Annotated in this window: 21 protein-coding genes; 20 read left to right on the top strand and 1 reads right to left on the bottom strand. The window is 63.8% G+C overall.

Going from position 1 to position 16,931, the window contains the following annotated elements; translation table 11 throughout:
* Positions 1-30: 30 nt before the first annotated feature.
* The 16 genes from fliF (at position 31) to JAB6_RS12320 (ending at position 13,328) form a co-directional block, all read left to right on the top strand.
* Positions 31-1,764, top strand: coding sequence for a flagellar basal-body MS-ring/collar protein FliF (gene fliF, locus JAB6_RS12395; protein ID WP_139143372.1), 1,734 nt, complete (start codon positions 31-33; stop codon positions 1,762-1,764).
* Entirely contained in the window at positions 1,742-2,782 is a 1,041-nt protein-coding gene (locus JAB6_RS12390) for a flagellar motor switch protein FliG (RefSeq protein WP_034757846.1), read from the top strand. Before fliF ends, JAB6_RS12390 begins: the two co-directional genes overlap by 23 nt.
* Positions 2,779-3,468: a flagellar assembly protein FliH gene (gene fliH, locus JAB6_RS12385; protein ID WP_034757841.1), complete on the top strand. Its 690-nt coding sequence runs from the start codon at positions 2,779-2,781 to the stop codon at positions 3,466-3,468. Before JAB6_RS12390 ends, fliH begins: the two co-directional genes overlap by 4 nt.
* Positions 3,465-4,775 carry a flagellar protein export ATPase FliI gene (fliI, locus tag JAB6_RS12380; RefSeq protein WP_034757837.1) on the top strand — a complete coding sequence of 437 codons (1,311 nt, stop codon included), beginning with the start codon at positions 3,465-3,467 and terminating at the stop codon, positions 4,773-4,775. The genes fliH and fliI overlap by 4 nt, the downstream gene beginning before the upstream one ends.
* Positions 4,776-4,783: 8 nt before the next feature.
* Positions 4,784-5,221, top strand: coding sequence for a flagellar export protein FliJ (locus JAB6_RS12375; RefSeq protein WP_051991901.1), 438 nt, complete (start codon positions 4,784-4,786; stop codon positions 5,219-5,221).
* Between the two features lie 88 nt (positions 5,222-5,309).
* The gene (gene fliD, locus JAB6_RS12370) at positions 5,310-6,722 is read left to right on the top strand and encodes a flagellar filament capping protein FliD (protein WP_034757833.1); all 1,413 of its coding nucleotides are present in this window, start codon (positions 5,310-5,312) and stop codon (positions 6,720-6,722) included.
* Between the two features lie 51 nt (positions 6,723-6,773).
* Positions 6,774-7,163, top strand: coding sequence for a flagellar export chaperone FliS (gene fliS / locus JAB6_RS12365; RefSeq protein WP_034757830.1), 390 nt, complete (start codon positions 6,774-6,776; stop codon positions 7,161-7,163).
* Between the two features lie 31 nt (positions 7,164-7,194).
* The gene (locus tag JAB6_RS12360) at positions 7,195-7,473 is read left to right on the top strand and encodes a hypothetical protein (protein WP_254671605.1); all 279 of its coding nucleotides are present in this window, start codon (positions 7,195-7,197) and stop codon (positions 7,471-7,473) included.
* A complete protein-coding gene (locus JAB6_RS12355) occupies positions 7,470-8,633 on the top strand; it encodes a flagellar hook-length control protein FliK (protein WP_070303088.1) in 1,164 nt (387 codons plus the stop codon). Before JAB6_RS12360 ends, JAB6_RS12355 begins: the two co-directional genes overlap by 4 nt.
* 11 nt (positions 8,634-8,644) lie before the next feature.
* Positions 8,645-9,109, top strand: coding sequence for a flagellar basal body-associated FliL family protein (locus JAB6_RS12350; protein ID WP_307788883.1), 465 nt, complete (start codon positions 8,645-8,647; stop codon positions 9,107-9,109).
* A 33-nt stretch (positions 9,110-9,142) separates the two neighbouring features.
* Positions 9,143-9,886 carry a FliA/WhiG family RNA polymerase sigma factor gene (locus JAB6_RS12345; RefSeq protein ID WP_046684903.1) on the top strand — a complete coding sequence of 248 codons (744 nt, stop codon included), beginning with the start codon at positions 9,143-9,145 and terminating at the stop codon, positions 9,884-9,886.
* 56 nt (positions 9,887-9,942) lie between these two features.
* The gene (gene motA, locus JAB6_RS12340) at positions 9,943-10,857 is read left to right on the top strand and encodes a flagellar motor stator protein MotA (RefSeq protein WP_034757817.1); all 915 of its coding nucleotides are present in this window, start codon (positions 9,943-9,945) and stop codon (positions 10,855-10,857) included.
* Positions 10,784-11,845, top strand: a complete 1,062-nt coding sequence (locus JAB6_RS12335) for a flagellar motor protein MotB (RefSeq protein WP_051991897.1) — start codon at positions 10,784-10,786, stop codon at positions 11,843-11,845. Before motA ends, JAB6_RS12335 begins: the two co-directional genes overlap by 74 nt.
* Before the next feature lie 16 nt (positions 11,846-11,861).
* Positions 11,862-12,152 (top strand): flagellar biosynthesis anti-sigma factor FlgM, encoded by a 291-nt coding sequence (gene flgM / locus JAB6_RS12330; protein WP_034757812.1) that lies wholly within the window; start codon positions 11,862-11,864, stop codon positions 12,150-12,152.
* Positions 12,149-12,589, top strand: a complete 441-nt coding sequence (flgN, locus tag JAB6_RS12325; protein WP_083292696.1) for a flagellar export chaperone FlgN — start codon at positions 12,149-12,151, stop codon at positions 12,587-12,589. The genes flgM and flgN overlap by 4 nt, the downstream gene beginning before the upstream one ends.
* Positions 12,576-13,328 carry a glycoside hydrolase family 73 protein gene (locus tag JAB6_RS12320; protein WP_070303087.1) on the top strand — a complete coding sequence of 251 codons (753 nt, stop codon included), beginning with the start codon at positions 12,576-12,578 and terminating at the stop codon, positions 13,326-13,328. The genes flgN and JAB6_RS12320 overlap by 14 nt, the downstream gene beginning before the upstream one ends.
* A 5-nt stretch (positions 13,329-13,333) precedes the next feature.
* Here the strand turns inward: JAB6_RS12320 and flgA are convergent, their stop codons facing one another.
* Positions 13,334-13,954 carry a flagellar basal body P-ring formation chaperone FlgA gene (gene flgA / locus JAB6_RS12315; RefSeq protein WP_254671603.1) on the bottom strand — a complete coding sequence of 207 codons (621 nt, stop codon included), beginning with the start codon at positions 13,952-13,954 and terminating at the stop codon, positions 13,334-13,336.
* 281 nt (positions 13,955-14,235) lie between these two features.
* Here flgA and flgB point away from each other — a divergent pair, with 281 nt between their 5' ends.
* Genes flgB through JAB6_RS12295 form a run of 4 tightly spaced genes read left to right on the top strand, consistent with a single transcriptional unit; the run spans position 14,236 to position 16,917 of the window.
* The gene (gene flgB / locus JAB6_RS12310; RefSeq protein WP_034758109.1) at positions 14,236-14,598 is read left to right on the top strand and encodes a flagellar basal body rod protein FlgB; all 363 of its coding nucleotides are present in this window, start codon (positions 14,236-14,238) and stop codon (positions 14,596-14,598) included.
* Between the two features lie 8 nt (positions 14,599-14,606).
* Positions 14,607-15,023 carry a flagellar basal body rod protein FlgC gene (gene flgC / locus JAB6_RS12305; RefSeq protein ID WP_034757795.1) on the top strand — a complete coding sequence of 139 codons (417 nt, stop codon included), beginning with the start codon at positions 14,607-14,609 and terminating at the stop codon, positions 15,021-15,023.
* A 3-nt stretch (positions 15,024-15,026) separates the two neighbouring features.
* The gene (locus tag JAB6_RS12300) at positions 15,027-15,680 is read left to right on the top strand and encodes a flagellar hook capping FlgD N-terminal domain-containing protein (protein WP_034757790.1); all 654 of its coding nucleotides are present in this window, start codon (positions 15,027-15,029) and stop codon (positions 15,678-15,680) included.
* Positions 15,681-15,738: 58 nt separating this feature from the next.
* Complete coding sequence (locus JAB6_RS12295) at positions 15,739-16,917, top strand: flagellar hook protein FlgE (protein ID WP_070303085.1); 1,179 nt, start codon at positions 15,739-15,741, stop codon at positions 16,915-16,917.
* Positions 16,918-16,931: the final 14 nt, after the last annotated feature.

Genomic DNA, 16,931 nt, shown 5'->3' with positions numbered 1-16,931 from the left:
CAGCGAAAGTTACCCCAAGTGATTACCACCATGAAGTCCGCATTTGCGCGCTGGCGCCCTGGCGCCCAGCCCGCCATCCCGCCCGCCCTGCTGAAAAACCTGGTTCCCATCGTCGTGCTGGCCATCGGCATCACCGCCATGGTGACCATGTACGCGTGGCGCGACCAGGCCAACTACAAGCCGGTGTTTGGCGCGCGCGAAAAAGTGGCCGTAACGGACATGATGGCCACCCTGGACGCCGAGCACATCCCCTACCGCTTGCATCCGGACAGCGGCCAGGTGCTGGTGCCCGACGCCATGCTGGGCAAGGTGCGCATGCTGCTCGCCTCGAAAGGCGTGACGGCGCAGCTGCCGGCCGGCCTGGAGCTGATGGACAAGAATGACCCGCTGGGCGTGTCGCAGTTCGTGCAGGACGTGCGCTTCCGCCGCGGCCTGGAAGGCGAGCTGTCGCAAAGCATCATGACGATGGACGCGATCGCTTCGGCGCGCGTCCATCTGTCGATCGCCAAGTCGACCTCGTTCGTCGCCAGCGATGGCGACAAATCGTCGGCCTCCGTCGTCGTGGCGCTGAAACCGGGCCGTACCCTGGCGCCGGAACAGATCGCCGCCGTCATCAACATGGTGGCCGGCAGCGTCGCCAGCCTGGCGCCTACGCGCGTGAGCCTGGTCGACCAGGGCGGCAACCTGCTGTCCTCGCACGTCGACCTGACGGACGGCTTCGACGCTTCGGCCGCCGGCAATGAAGGCGCGAAACGCTTCCAGGATGAGATCCGCCGCAACGTCACGGGCTTGCTGGGTCCCGTCATCGGCGAAGACAACTTCAAGCTCAGCGTGACGGCCGCCGTGAACAACGACCGCGTCGATGAAACGCTGGAAAAATACGGCGAAGCCCCGAAAGTGACGAGCGAGGCGATGCGCGAAGAGCAGGAACGCAACCGCACCGTGGCCGGCATTCCCGGCAGCCTGTCGAACCGTCCGCCAGCGGCCGCCGTGCCGGCACCGGCCGACGCCGCCGGCGCCGCACCGGCCGATGGCGCACCGAAGCCGTCCGACGATGGCACGGCCCGCAAGAACGCCACCACGCGCCAGTACGCGTATGACCGCAGCATCACGCAGATCAAGCGCAGCCGTGGCCGCCTGGAAAAACTCAGCGTGGCCGTCGTCCTCAACAGCGCCGCCGCACCGAATCCGAAAACAGGCTGGACCCCTGCAGAACTGGGCAATATCGAAAAAATGCTGACCAGCGGCCTGGGCATCAACGCCCAGCGCGGCGACAGCCTGAGCCTGACGGCGCTGGCCTTCCCTGCCAAGCCGCCCGTGGCGCAATGGTGGGAAGAGCGCGACACCGTCGTCGATTTCAGCAGCTGGCTGCTGTACGCGCTGGGCGCCGTGCTCGGCTACTTCCTGATCCTGCGTCCGCTGCTGCGCCTGCTGACCTCGCGCCTGGCGCCGCCGCCACTGAAACAGCTCGATCCAGCCCTGGCGCTGGGCGGCAGCCCCGCCGCCGCCAGTGCCAATGGCGCAGCCGTTGCCGCCGCGCCGGCCCTGGGCGTGAACGGCAACCCGCTGGCGCTCGAAGGCGAGGCCGGCGCCGGCAACATGCCGGTCGTACCGCTGCTGGAAAACTATGACTTGCCGCCGCCAGGCTCGGCGGTCGACGTGATGGTCGACCACCTGAAAGTGCTGGCTGAAAAAGAACCCGAGCGTGTCGCCGAAGTCGTCAAACAATGGATGCAGAAAAATGGCCGAACTCAACAACAGTAATCCCTCCGACGGCGCCGAATACGAAAGCGCCAGTCTGACTCCCGTGGAACAGGCCGCCATCGTGCTGCTGAGCATCGGCGAAGAACAGGCCGCCAACGTGCTGCGCTGCCTGTCGCGTGAAGAATTGCTGGAAGTCACGCAAGTGATGTCGCGCATGAGCGGCATCAAGGTCGAATCCGTGAAAACGGCCATGCAGACCTTCTTCGACGACTACCGCCAGCAAAGCGGCGTGCACGGTGCCTCGCGCAGCTACCTGAAGCGCTCGCTGGACATGGCGCTGGGCAGCGATATCGCGAATAGCGTACTGAACAATATTTATGGCGATGCGATCCGCCCCAAAATGGCGCGCCTGCAGTGGGCCTCGCCGAAATGGCTGGCCGAATACATCGTCAACGAGCACGTGCAGATGCAAGCCGTGTTCCTGGCCTTTTTGCCACCCGCGCTGGCCGGCCAGATCCTCGACGCCCTGCCCGTCGAAGGCCGCGACCTGGTCTTGCTGAACCTGGCGCGCCTGGACGAGATCGACCGCGACCTGCTGGTCGAGCTCGACGAACTGGTGGGCCGCTGCCTGGGCACGCTCGACACGCAAAGCACCAGCGTGGAAGGCATCCGCCAGGCGGCCGAGATCCTCAACCGCATGCCGGGCAACCGCGCCGCGCTGGTCGAACTGCTGCGCGCGCACGACCCGGACGTCGTCTCGGAAATCGAACTGAGCATGTACGACTTCCTGATCCTGGCCACGCAGAGCGATGTCACGCTCACGCGCATCCTGGAAGACGTGCCGATGGAACAATGGGCGATCGCCCTCAAGGGCGCGGAACCGTCGATCCGCGACGCCGTGCTGAAAACCATGCCGCGCCGCCAGGCACAGAGCTTCGAAGACATGATGCGCCGTTCCGGCCCCGTGCCGCTGTCGCGTATCGAACAGACGCGCCAGGAAATCATGGCCACCGTCAAGGGCCTCGCCGATGCGGGCGAGATCGAAGTGCAACTGTTTGCAGAAGCGGTGATCGAATGAAACACTTCCGCTCGTATCGTTTCCCGCCGCTGTCGCAATTCATCGCCGCCGGCCAGCGTGCCTCCAACGAGGACACGGATGGCCAGTGGCAGGCGTCCGTCTCGGAAGGTTTCGAGCAGGGCCAGCGCGACGGCTACGAAGTGGGCCTGGTGCAAGGCCAGCAAGACGGCTACGACACCGGACGCAACGATGGCATGGCGCAGGGCCGCGAAGAAGGCCGCAATGAAACCCTGGTGGCGCTGGACCGCCTGGCCCGCCCTGTCGACGCCATCTTGCGCGACCTGAAAAAAGTACGCGCCGACTACCGCGAAGCGCAGCGCAAGGAAGTGGTCGACCTGGTGGCCAAGGTGGCGCGCCAGGTGATCCGCGCGGAACTGGCGCTGCAGCCTGTGCAATTGCTGGCCCTGGTCGACGAGACCCTGGCCTCGATGCCGCCCACGCGCGAGGAAATCGACGTCTTCCTCAATCCGGAAGAATTGAAACGCATCAGCGAACTCGATCCGAAGCGCGCCAAGCGCTGGAACCTGATCGCCGACGCCCGCCTCGACGCGGGCGAATGCCGCATCAAGGCGGGCGACAATGAAGTCGACGCGGGCTGCCATCAGCGCCTGTCGGCCTGCATGGAGCAAGTCAGCAGCCACCTGGCCCTGGCCGCCGAACACGCTGACCACGGCGCGCCTGCATGATCGCCGACACGCTGCGCAGCTTCGAGATCGGCGATATCCCGGTCGCGACACCGACCGGCCGCCTGGTCGGCGCTTCCGGCCTGCTGCTGGAAAGTGCCGGCTGCCGCCTGCACACGGGCCAGCGTTGTCAAATTGAAACTGTGAGCGGCGAGTGGCTCGATGCGCAAGTCGTCGGTTTCCGCGAAAAATTGTCCTACCTGATGCCGTTCAAGAAGGCGACGGGACTGACCACGGGCGCCAGGGTCCTGCCCCTGCCCGACAAGGCCAGCCTGCAGATCGGCCCGTCGTGGCTGGGCCGCATGGTCAATGGCCTCGGCGAGCCGATCGACGACCTGGGCCGCCTCGGTGGCGAACACATCCTGGAAGTGACGCCGCCGAAGGTCAATCCCCTGAAGAAACAACCGGTGGTCGAACCGCTCGACGTGGGCGTACGCGCCATCAACAGCATGCTGACCCTGGGCAAGGGCCAGCGCGTGGGCCTGATGGCCGGTTCCGGCGTGGGCAAGAGCGTGCTGCTCGGCCTGATCACGCGCCAGACGGTGGCCGATGTCGTCGTCGTCGGCCTGATCGGCGAACGGGGCCGCGAAGTGCGCGAATTCGTGGAAAAGTCGCTGGGCGCCGAAGGTCTCAAGAAGGCCGTGCTGGTGATCGCGCCGGCCGATGAATCGCCGCTGATGCGCATCATGGCAACCGAACTGTGCCATTCGATCGCCGCCCATTACCGCGACCAGGGCAAGCACGTGCTGCTGCTGGTCGATTCGCTGACGCGCTATGCGATGGCCTTGCGCGAAGTGGCGCTGGCCCTGGGCGAGCCGCCGGCCACGCGCGGCTATCCGCCGTCCGTCTTCTCGAACCTGCCGCAACTGGTGGAAAGCGCCGGCAATGGCGCCCACCCGGAAGGCAGCATGAGCGCCATCTACACGGTGCTGGCCGAAGGCGACGACCAGCAGGACCCGGTGGTCGACACGGCGCGCGCGATTCTCGACGGCCACATCGTGCTCACGCGCGAACTGGCCGAGCGAGGCCACTACCCCGCCATCGACATCGCCGCCTCGATCAGCCGCTGCATGGCGCAGGTGATCACGCCCACCCACATGCAGGCGTCGCGCGCGCTGAAAGCGTCGATGGCGCGCCATGCGCGCGTGCGCGATCTGATCCCGCTGGGCGCCTACGTGCCCGGCGCCGACCCGATCACCGACCGCGCCGTGCAGCTGCACGCGCCTATCGAAGCGTTCCTGTGCCAGGGCACCAAGGAAGAAGCGCCGATGGCGCCGTGCATCGAACAACTTGAACAGATCATGGGCTAGGAGCATACGTGAGCAACGCGCATACCATCCGCAACCTGACCACCCTGGTCGGCCTGCGCAGCACCGAAGTGGAACGCCTGCAAAGCGAAATGGCGGCGCAGACGGCCGTGCGCGAGCGCTACCAGAAAAACCTGGAGCGCCTGACGGGCCTGTACACGGATAGCGGCCCCAGCGGCGCCCTGCCCCTGGCCCTGTCCGTCAACTGCGGCAACTTCAAGCAAGCCGTCATGCAGATGGCCGACCAGCATCGTACCGACTTGCATTTGCACGAAGCCAACATGGCCGTTTCGCAACGCGCGCTGAATACGGCGTGGGCCAAGCGCGAGGTGCTGGACCAGGTGCTGACACAAAAACAAAAGCATGTTGCAAACGAGCAACAACGTGTCGATGCCAAGCGACAAGACGAACTGGCGACGCAATTCTGGTTCCGCGGACAGGTAAAATGAGTTTGTGTAAGTTTCTTTCAGGAAAACTTCACGAAACGGGAATGGGGGTCGCCTTGTACCGGTATATCCCTTTATTCAGGAGTCTGGCATGGCAAACGTAATTACTGCACCGCAATACGATCCGATCGTCACCGCAAAAAATCTGGCGACCAAGTCGGTAGCGGCGCAACAGGCCGCCCTGGCTGCGCAGACCGCGCTGGCCAGCAATACCTCCAGCGCGCTGGGTAACCTGAAATCGGCCATCTCGGCATTCCAGCTGGCGATGTCGTCCATGACGTCCAGCAAATCCGTGCTGAGCCAGTCCGCCACCTTCAGCAATACCGCGTATGGCACGGGCACGGCCGGCATCAAGGCGGCGCCGGGCAGCTACGCATTCTTTGTGGAACAACTGGCCACGGCCGGCCAGACTTCGTATGGCGGCTTGAGCAACACCATGCCTGCCAACGGCGGCGCCATGACCATCCGCATCGGCGACCCGCTGGCCGCCGTGACCGCCGACAACGCCTTCGACATCGACCTGGCCGCCGCCAACAAGGATGGCGACGCCTATTTGACGCCGCAGGAAATAGCCGCCGCCATCAATGGCAACAGCAAGAATAATGCGCGCGTCACCGCTTCCGTCATCAATATCGGTAACCAGGCGCAACTGGTGCTGACGTCGACGCTCACCGGCGCCGCGAATGCCGTCTCGATCGACACCAGCAGCGTGACGGATTCGGGGCTGCAGACAGCGCTGCAGAGCGACAAGAAAACCCTCGTCGAGCCCAAGGATGCCATCGTCTGGCTGGGCGCCCAAGGCACCGGCACCAAAATCACCCAGGCATCGAATACCTTCACCAACGTGCCCGACGTGAAAATGACGTTCACCAAGGCCATGAGCGCTGGCGAGAGCCCGGTCACCGTGACCGTCGGCACCGATAGCACGGGCACCATCGCCAATGTGCAAGCTTTCGTCGACGCCTACAACAAGCTGAAAAGCGTGATGGATGGCCTGGCCAGTCCCGGCAATCCGGAAAAGAACATCGCCGCCGGCCTCTTTGCCCACGACTCCGGCCTGAACGCCCTGCGCTCGAGCATGGGCGATGCCCTGCGCCTGAGCGTCGATGGTGTATCGCTGGTGGCGTATGGCATTACCGCCCAGCGCGACGGCACGATCAGCCTCAATACCGCCAAGCTGACGGCCAAGCTGGCGGACAATCCTGGCGGCCTGGACAAACTGTTCGGCAATAACAGCCTGTCGGCGCCAGCCGGCGTGCTCGGCGGTCTGGACAAGGTGCTGGGACAGTGGAGCAATGTCACCAAAGGCCAGATCACCCAACGCATGGCAGCGACGGACAAGTTGCAGAAAAGCCTGGCCCAGAGCAGCGAGCGCCTGACCAATCAGTACAACACGGCGTACAACCGCTTCCTGGACCAGTTTTCCCGCCTGCAGGTATTGCAAGAGCAAATGACGCGCAATTCCGACATGTTCGATGCCATGTTCGGCAACGACAAATCCTAAGGCGAGCGTGCCTGCAGCACCGCGCCACGTTAACATAGCGAGAAGATAATAATGTTGAACAATGAAGCTTACGGCAGCTACCACGCCGTCAACCTGGATTCCCAGACCGCCCGCGCCACACCGGTCGAGCTGGTACTGGTGCTGACGGACGGCCTGCTGGAAGAACTGGCGCGCGCGCGCGGGCACATCGTGGGCAAGCGCTACGAGCAAAAGGCCATCAGCCTGGACAAGTGCACGCAAATCATCAACGGTTTGTCGAGCTCGCTCGATTTCGACAATGGCGGCGAAGTGGTCGTCAACCTGGCGCGCCTGTACGACTATTGCGTGGCGCGCCTGTACACGGCCGGCATCAAGCTGGACCCTACCCTGATCGACGAAGTGACGACCTTGATGACGACCATCAAGCGCGGCTGGGTGGGCGTCCAGGCCAACAATGCCTAGGCGCGCGGCGCTGCAGCAGCTGAGCCGGCAATTGAGCGCGGCAGTCGCTCAGCCGGACTGGGATGCGATGGAAAAACTCTCGGCCAGCCTGGCGAAAAACATCCCGCTGCTGGCCGAACGTGGCGCATGGAATGCGCTGGAACAAACAGAATTGTTGCATTTGCGCAAAATTCACGCGCAAGCGGTTAAAATTTGCTCTGAGGAAAAAGAACGCCTGGGTCAACACCTGGGTGCATTACAGGCAAATAAGGAAGGTTGGGTCGCCTACGCCGCGCTCGGCGAATACGACTCGGACGGGAATCAAGCATGATCATGAACTTCAACAAGGCACCGGCCGCTCCGGCACCGGCGGCCCCTGCGGCATCCGCACCAGCACCGGCGCCAGCGCCGTCACAAGCCGCTGCCTTGCCTGGCACGCCGGGCTATGCCGCCAATGGCGCCGCCCCTTCCGCCCTGCCCCTGTTTGCGCAGGTGCTCGATGTGACGGGCGGGGAGACGGCCGACGCCGGCACGCCCGCGCCCGCCAAGGACGGCGATAGCGACAGCCAGACCGACAGCAGCCTGCCAGCCATGGCCGCGCCCGTCATCGGCCTGCCGGTGAGCATGCTGCCGCCGGCGGACGCCGCCGCGGCCGAAGCACGCGCCTACGCGCAGGCGCAAGTACAGACTCAAGCACAGGCACAAGTGCAGGCAAATGTGGCGCAAGCCAACCCTGCGCTCAACATCAGCCTGCATCCGGCGGCGATCACCTTGAACGCGCCGGCAACGGCACCAGCGCCAGGCCGCGACACGCGCGAGCCGCTGGCCGCCGCCAATCCGGCGGCGCCCGCCAAAGGCAGCGCGCCGGCACAGCCGTTCGAATCGCTGCTGCAGCAAAGCGCTCCGGCCACGGCCGTCGCCGCCCCTGCCGTTGCCGCGCGCGAAGGCGAACGTGGCGCCGCGAATGTGGCGCCAGCCACGCCCAACCTGGGCCTGGCGGGCGCGGTCGGCAATACGGCCACGGCGGCCGCGGCCGGCGACACCATCAAGCTCAACGGCCCAGCCCAGCAATGGCAGGAACCGCTGCGCGAAGCGCTGGGCGAACGCCTGCAGACGCAGATCGGCCGCAACAGCGAACACGCGACGATCCGCCTCGACCCGCCCATGCTGGGACGCATTGAAATTTCCATCCGCCACACGGCCGGCACGCTGCAGGTGAACGTCACGGCATCGAACTCGGAGGTGTTGCGCCAATTGCAAGGCATCGGCGAAAACATGCGCAGCGACCTGGCGCAGCGCCAGTACACCGACGTGGCCGTCAATATCAGCGCCACCCCGCGCAGCCCCGCCGCCCAGGCGTTTGCCGAGGGCGACGCGCGCGGCCAGCGTCAACCGGGCCGCCAGCACGATGATGCCGAGCCGGGCCGCGCCCTGTCCGACGGCAGCACTGCCGCCACCACTTACGCCATGCACGAGCGAGAGAGCGCCTGATGAATATGAAAATGAAACTGATAGCCGGCTTTGTCGGCGTGGCCGTGCTGGCCGCTGGCGCGGCTGGCGGCGCCATGTGGTATCTGGCCAAGCCGGTCGCCGGCCATGCCGATGCCGCCGAAGCGAAAGCCCCGCCGCCGCCGGCCACGGGCAAGAAGGCACGCAAGTTCCTCACGCTCGACAAAGTCATCGTGATGCTGCGCCGCGGCCCAGGCGACGGCGAAACGCATTATCTGTCGGCCGACCTGGTGATCGCCACCACCGAGGAAAAGGAAAAACTGACGAAGGACCATTTGCCGCTGATGCGTTCGATCGCCGTCAGCACCCTGTCGAGCTTTCCGCTGGACAAGGCGCAGACCATGACCGTGGAACAATATGCCGAGCAGATCAACAAGGCCTTCAACGTCAGCTACGAGCGCGAACAGATGGAAAAACCGTTCACCGAAGTCATGGTCGGCAAGCTGATCATTGAATAAGCCAACACGCCAGCCGACCTAGTGGGAGATCCCTTGGCCTATGTAGAGCAATACCAGGAAGCGTACGGCGCCGGCGAATATGCCGCCGCCAGCGCTTGCGCGGCCGTGCTCAGCGTTGCTGAAGAGCAACAACATCTGGTGGCGTACTCCCCTTTGGTCAAACGCATCGTGCGCCAGCTCAATTCGCAGGTGTCGGGCGCCATCGACCGCGACGACATGGAACAGATCGGCCTGATGGGCTTGCTCGAAGCCTTGCGCCGCTACGGCGTGCCGGACCAGTCTTTCGGCAGCTATGCCAGCCTGCGCATCCGTGGTGCCATCCTTGACGAACTGCGGCGCCAGGACTGGCGTCCGCGCGCCGTGCGCCAGGAAAGCCACCGCCTGCGCGACAGCGTGCGCGCCCTGACCCGCCGCCTGGGGCGCGAGCCGCTGGACGCGGAAATCATGGCCGCCCTGAAGCTGACGCCGGAAGCCTTCCAGGAATACCAGCTGGCGGAAAACGCCGAGCTGATCGCCAGTTTCGACGAGGTGCTGCAGGAAAGCCTGGGACAGGCCGACAGCGCACCAAGCCCGGAAGAGCAATTGATGGTGCGGCGCAGCCTGGAGCAGGCCTTGCGCGCGCTCGACGAACGCGAGCAGCGCGTGATCCAGATGTATTACGAATTCGAACTGAGCTACAAAGAAATAGCCGCCGTCCTGGACCTGAGCGACGCCCGCGTCTGCCAGCTCAACAAGACGGCGCTGGGCAAGATGAAAGCCATGCTGCAAGACGCATAAGTTTCAGCACTATCCATCAAATTGACGCAGCACAATGACGCAGAAAGGCAGTTGACATGGTAATTATCGGTATCTTAATCGTGATGGGGTGTGTATTCGGAGGCTTCGCCCTGATGGGCGGCACCGTCCACGCGATCTGGCAACCGGTCGAGCTGATCATCATCATCGGCGCCGCCGTCGGCGCCCTGGTGCTGGGCAACCCGAAGCATGTACTCGGTGAAATGCTGCACCAGATGCGCAAGATCGTCACGCACAAGAAGCAAGGCTCGGAATTCCAGCGCCAGTTGCTGCTGCTGATGTATGAACTGCTGCAAACGGCCGCCGGCGGCCTGAAGGCGCTCGACGCCCACGTCGAGGCGCCGCGCGAAAGCGCCCTGTTCCAGCGCTACCCGCTGGTGCTGGAAGAGCCGAAACTGCTGGCCTTCATCGTCGACAACTTCCGCTTGATGGCGATGGGCAAGATCAACGCGCATGAACTCGAAGGCGTGCTGGAGCAGGAACTCGAAGCCATCCACGACGAACTGCTGCAACCGTCGAAGTCCTTGCACAAGATCGCCGAAGCCATGCCCGGTTTCGGTATTCTGGCCGCCGTTCTCGGTATCGTGATGGCCATGAATTCCGTGGCCGACGGCGCCGATGCGGCGGAAATTTCCGAAAAAGTGGGTGCCGCCATGGTCGGTACCTTCATCGGTATTTTCTTCTGCTACGGCGTGCTCGATCCGATGTGCAACATGATGAAACAGCTGGTGGGCGAGGAAGGCTCGACCATGGAATGCGTGAAGGTCGTGCTGGTCACGCACGTGGCGGGCAAGCCCCCCCTGCTGGCCATCGATGCGGGCCGCCGCCTGGTGCAGCTGAACATCAAGCCGAGCTTCGCCCAGCTGGAAAGCTGGATCAATGCGCTGGAAGATGGCGGCGCCGAACAAGAGCAAGGCCAAGGCCGGGGAGGCCGCCGTGCTAAAGCCGCATGAGAAACATGAACAGGCCATCATCAAGCGTGCGGGACGCAAGCACGACGACGATGGCCATGGCGGCGCCTGGAAAGTAGCGTTCGCCGACTTTTGCCTGGCCTTGCTGTCGCTGTTCCTCGTGCTGTGGCTGATGGCCGCGCGCGAGCAGCAGGCGATGAAGGAAATCATGATGGATGCGTCGGCCAGCAGCCGCCAGGGCGAAGGCCAGGGCGTCATGCCGGAACAGAGCGGCGGTCCGCGCGGCAGCCTGATCGAGCGCTTCCCCATGCCCCGCAAGGGTTCGGGCGACACGCGCACGGAAGGCAAGCAGATGCAGGACGGCAAGGCCGGCGCCGCGCCGCAAAACCAGACCAAGGTCAGCTACCAGTCGCCGGAAGACTTGCTGTCGCTGTCGCGCGCGCTCGACAAGCTCAGCGACGAAGCGGGACTGAAGAGCAATTTGCAGTCGGTGATCACGCCGTACGGCTTGCGTGTCATGCTGCATGATACGGACAAGCAAGGCATGTTCGTGCGCGGCAGCGCCGTGCCGACCGACCGCTTCCGCAAGCTGCTGCGCCAGATGGGCCCTGTGTTTGCGCAAATGGAAAACCAGATGCTGATCGTCGGCCACACGGACTCGATGCAATACGCCAATACGGGCTATGAAGGCTTTTCGAACTGGACCCTGTCGGCCAACCGCGCCATGTCGGCGCGCGCGCAATTGTTGATCGGCAGCATGAGTCCGGACAGCGTGCTGCAAGTGGTGGGCATGGCCGACCGCGCGCCGCTGGACGTGAAAAATGCCAGCGCCGGCATCAACCGCCGCATCGAACTGTTAATATTGACGCGTGGCCAGGCAGACAGCATCGCCGCCATGTTCGGCATGGCAGGACAAAAGCCGCAAGGCGACGAATTGCAGGTGGGTGAACCGGACTCCGGTACCCTGCAGCGGCTGCGCGAAAAACTGGGCCTGCCCGCAAAGAAAGATCGGGACGAGCATGCAAATTAAGGGCAAGGGACAACGTATGAAAATCTCCTCCGGCAATACCGGTGCTGCCGTGCGCAGCAGCGCCGTCGCGCCTGCCGAGGCGATCGCCGAGAACGCGGGCGCCGCTGGCGCCATGGGTGGCTCGTCGGCCGGCGCGGAACTGCAATCGGCCGTGCTGCAACCGGCCATGGCCGCCCTGCGTGCCATGCCCGAGATCGACCATGAAAGAGTGGCCATGCTGCGCGATGCGCTGGCCAAGGGTGAATTGCCGTTCGATCCATCGAAACTGGCAGGCTTGATCCAGCGTTTCCACGGCGGTGAATCGTGACCGCGCCGCGCAAGGGCATCACGCGCCAGGAAGCCGTGCGCCGCGTGCTGCTAGGCATGACGGAGGACCGCGCCGGCTATGCGGCACTGCAAACCTTATTGGAAGAGCAATTCCAGGCCACCTTGCACCACCAGAGCGCCCGGCTGACGGCGCTGGCCGACCAGGTCATCGCCGCTGTCGAACCGCTCGATGCGCGCCGCCGCCAGCGGGTCAGCCTCGTCACTGCCCTGCTGGGCCCGCAAGGCGATATGGCGCAATTGTTTGCACTGTTGCAACAAGACGCGCGTACGACCGCCCAGCGCGACTGGGCCGCGCTCGAGCAGATGGTGCTCGAATGCAAACGCCTGAATGCCCGCAACAGCGATTTATTAACAGAGCAGTACAGCATCATGCAGCGCGTGCTGCATGGCGAGGAAGATACGTATGCGCCAGGCTGATTTCCTGACCACCCGCGCCACGACGGCGACGCCATCGACGGCGGCGACAATGGCCGTGCAGAGCAATATGCACGCTACCCCTGCCACGGTGGCCACTGGCAGTTTTGGCAGCGTGTTCAAGCAGGTGCAGGGCGAAGTGACCCGCTTCATCGAACAGGGCGGCGGCAACGCCACCAGCCTGAGCCCGCAAGGACGCGCCTACCTGGAGCAAAGCCAGCCCGTCAATGTGCTGGGCCGCATCAACCAGGGCGGCGAGATCGGCGAGACACAGCAGCAATTCCTCGCCTCGATCAAGCCATGGACGCAAGAAACGGGCGCGCGCCTGGGCGTGGCGCCGGAAATCGTCGCCGCCCACGCGGCGCTGGAATCGGGCTGGGGCCAGCGTCCGCTGCGCCAGGGCACGGGCGCGGACACGAATAATCTGTTCGGCATCAAGGCCGGCGGCAAATGGCAGGGCGACGTGGCCAGCAATGTCACCACCGAATACGAGGCGGGCAGCGGCACGGCCCTGAAGAAAACCGAGCGTTTCCGCAGCTACCCGGACCAGGCCAGCGCCTTCCGCGACTATGCGCAAGTGTTGCTCGACAACCCGCGCTACCGCGCCGCCCTGAACACGGGTGCCGACGCGGGCGCCTTCGCGCAAGGCCTGGCGCGCGGCGGCTATGCCACCGATCCCAACTACGCCGCCAAGCTGACACAGCTGGCGACACGCCTGCAGCGCACGGCCGCCGCAGACTGATCTCCTCAACGGCCGGCAATATCGGCCGGTTCCACCACGCCCGCATCGACCACCCTGGCACGTATCACCGTGCCGCTGGTGGCGTTGCGCACGCGGATCACTTCGCCCAGCGCGCCCGGATCCATCGCTTCGCCTGCCATGCTCACTTCCACCTGCTCCTTGCGCGCCACGATGCTGACCGCACTGCCCCGCTTGATCAGCACGGGCGACGCCAGTTGCCCCTGGCGCAGCACTTCGCCGGCACGCAAGCTGCGCCGGCTTGACAGGCCTATCGCGCCCGGCAAGGCAGAAATACTGTCCGGCACCATCGTCACGTCGCGCCGTGCCAACGTCACGTCGCCCGATTGCAACGGCGTATTGGCCGTGACGGGCACGCTGGTGACGGCCACCTGGGCCGTGATACTGCCGCGCGCCAGCATTTCGTAACGCCAACCGTTGCTTCCAGGACACACCGCGATAAAGCGCATGCGCTGCGCCGAGCGGCTATCCGCCGTCTCCAGCGCGACGGGCGCCGCGCACGCGGGCACGGGGCGCGTGCTTTTCACGACGGTCACCTGAAACTGCGGTTCCAGCAGTCCCGCCGTGGCCGCCTGCTGCGCCAATTGCTCACGCGCCAACTGTTCCACACGTGAAAATATATTGTCGGCTGGCAATTCTGCGCGACCTGCACTACTATATAGGCTGGCCAGGAAAAAGATGCCTGGAAGCAGTATTTGACGACATTGCGCCTTGTTCCACATCACGGAATAGTTCTCAAAGTAAATCATTGCTAACCTTAATCAAAGATACTGAAGCGGCATGACCTTACCATGCGTCAACATGACCTGGCTGGGATTTTACCTCTGCACCACCTGTTTTCTGGCCCGAACCGCAAAAAGCACGATCGAATTCAACACAAAGGATGACCATGGGGATTAATTTCAAGGATGCGCTGGGTGTGCACGCCGATGCACTCGCGCTGCGTGCCGACCGTACGCGCGTGCTGGCGGCCAACATCGCCAATGAAAACACGCCCGGCTTCCAGGCCATGGACATGGATTTCGGCAGCGCCCTGCAGCAGTTGCAGGACAACGAGGCCGGCCTGCTGTCGACCGATGACGATGCCAGCGCCCTGTACCGCGTCCCCTACCACCCCAGCCGCGACGGCAATACCGTCGAAATCGGCGTCGAACAGGCGGCGTTCTCGCAGAATGCCACCGACTTCCAGACCAGCCTCACTTTCGTCAACATGAAACTGAAGGGTCTGTCCAAGGCCATTTCCGGACAATAAGGATCAGCATGAGCTTCCAGGATATTTCCAAGATCGCCGGTTCGGCGATGGCGGCGCAAACCGTGCGCCTCAATACCATCGCCAGCAACCTGGCCAATGCCGATTCCGTTGCCGGTTCCGAAGGCGAAACCTACCGCGCGCGCAAACCCGTGTTTGCGGCCGTGATGGATGGCCCCGGCGCCAGCGGTGCCGGCGGAAGAGTACAGGTGCTCGACGTGGTGCAAAGCGACGAGCCGCTGCGCAAGGTGTACGAACCGGGCCACCCGATGGCCAATGCCGACGGCATGGTGTTCTACCCCAACGTCAACCAGGTAGCCGAGATGACCGACATGATGTCGGCCTCGCGCGCCTTTGAAACCAATGTCGAAGTTCTGGGCCGCATCAAATCGATGCAGCAATCGCTCCTCAAATTAGGTGAAGCATAATCCATGGAAACCAATCTCTTTACAAACAATACCAGTGGCAGCGGCAGCAGCAACAATGCCGTCAAGTCGCAAAGCAATGCCACCCAGGATATGTTCACCAAATTGCTGGTCGCCCAGATCAAGAACCAGGATCCCCTCGCACCGACCGACCCGAGCCAGTTCGTCAATCAATTGACGCAGCAGGCGCAGACGGAAGCGATGCAAAACCTGTCGTCGCTGACCAGCGCCAATGCCAGCGTGCTGCAATCGATGCAAGTACTGGCCCTGGGCGCGCAAGTGGGTTCCGAGGTGATGGTCAACAGTGAAACGGTGCAGCTCGACAAGAGCAAGGTCAGCGGCAGCATCGCGCTGGCCGCCAGCACCACCAAGACCACGGTGACCCTGAAAGGGCTGGACGACAAGGAATACAAGATCGAACTGGGCGCCAAGTCGGCCGGCACGGTGCCGTTCAGCATCGATCCCGTGGCATTGGGCTTGCCCGCCGGTACCTACAGCATGAAGGTCACCACCAGCGGCGCCGAAAAACCGACGGTCGACATTGCAGGCAAGCTTAACAGCGTGCGCCTGTCGTCCGGCGGCAGCATGATACTGAGCGTGTCGAACCTGGGCGAAGTCAACCCTGGCGCGATCACCGGCTTTAACGGCAAGACGGCCTGATCCGCTCGCCCCTTCGTTTCCTGCACACTAATCTCGTCCTTCACTAAAGGAAATCAACATGAGTTTCGACATCGCCCTGTCCGGTATCCAGTCCATCAACCAACAGTTGAACAGCACCAGTAACAATATCGCCAACGCCGGCACCTACGGCTTCAAGAGCAGCCGCGCCAACTTTTCGGCCATGTACGCCGGTTCGCGCGCCACGGGTACGGAAATCGGTTCGATCACGCAAAGCATGTCGCTCAATGGCGGCGTGCTGAACACGGGCCGCGCGCTCGACGCAGCCATCGACGGCCGCGGCTATTTCGTCGCACGCGATGCGCAAAACACCATGAGCTACAGCCGTGTCGGCATCTTCTCGGCCAGCAATGAAGGCAAGCTGATCGATTCGAACGGCCGCCTGGTCCAAGGCTACGCCGCCGTCAAGGGCAGCACCACCCTGGGCACCATGGGTGACATGATCATTCCGACGGGCCAGATTCCCGCCGTGGCGTCGACCAAGCTGGCGTATGCCGCCAACATGTCGTCCGAATGGACCATCAAGGCTGTGCCCTTCAACAAGACCAACGAACTGAGCTACAACAGCGCCAAGACCTCGATCGTCTACGATTCGCTGGGCGCCAAGCACTCGCTGGGCCAGTACTTCGTCAAGACGGCAACGGGCGTGGACGTGCACTACACCTTCGACAACGCCGACGTGACACCGGTGACGAGCATGACCTTCGACACGAATGGCAAGCTGGTGACCGGCACGGCCGCCGCGCCAGCGCTGCCGACGCCGGCTGGCGCCGCGGCACTGGCGATCGCCATCGACTACACGGGCACCACCCAGTACGCTGGCGAAGCGACGACCTCGACCGACCGCGCCGATGGCTATTCCTCGGGCACCTACACGGGCGTGGAACTGGCCGATGACGGCTCCGTCGTGGCGAAATACACGAACGGCCAGAAGCAAAGCATCGGCGTGATCGCCTTGGCCACCTTCCCAGACGAAGGCGCGTTGACGGCCGTCAACGATACCAGCTGGGTCGCCTCGACCACGTCCGGCACCCCCATCTATGACCGCCCGGGCGTCGGCATGGCCGGCAAACTGGTAACGAGCTCGCTGGAACAGTCGAACGTCGACATCACCTCCGAACTGGTAGGCCTGATGACGTCGCAGCGTAACTACCAGGCCAACTCGAAGGTCATCTCGACCGAGAACGCCATGCTGCAATCGCTGATGCAAGCGCTGTAATCCACGATACGCAA

The organism is Janthinobacterium sp. HH104, from assembly GCF_001758715.1.
Classification (GTDB): domain Bacteria; phylum Pseudomonadota; class Gammaproteobacteria; order Burkholderiales; family Burkholderiaceae_D; genus Janthinobacterium; species Janthinobacterium aestuarii.
Note: the sequence above shows the minus strand (reverse complement) of the source record. Positions and strands in the feature narration are given on the sequence as shown.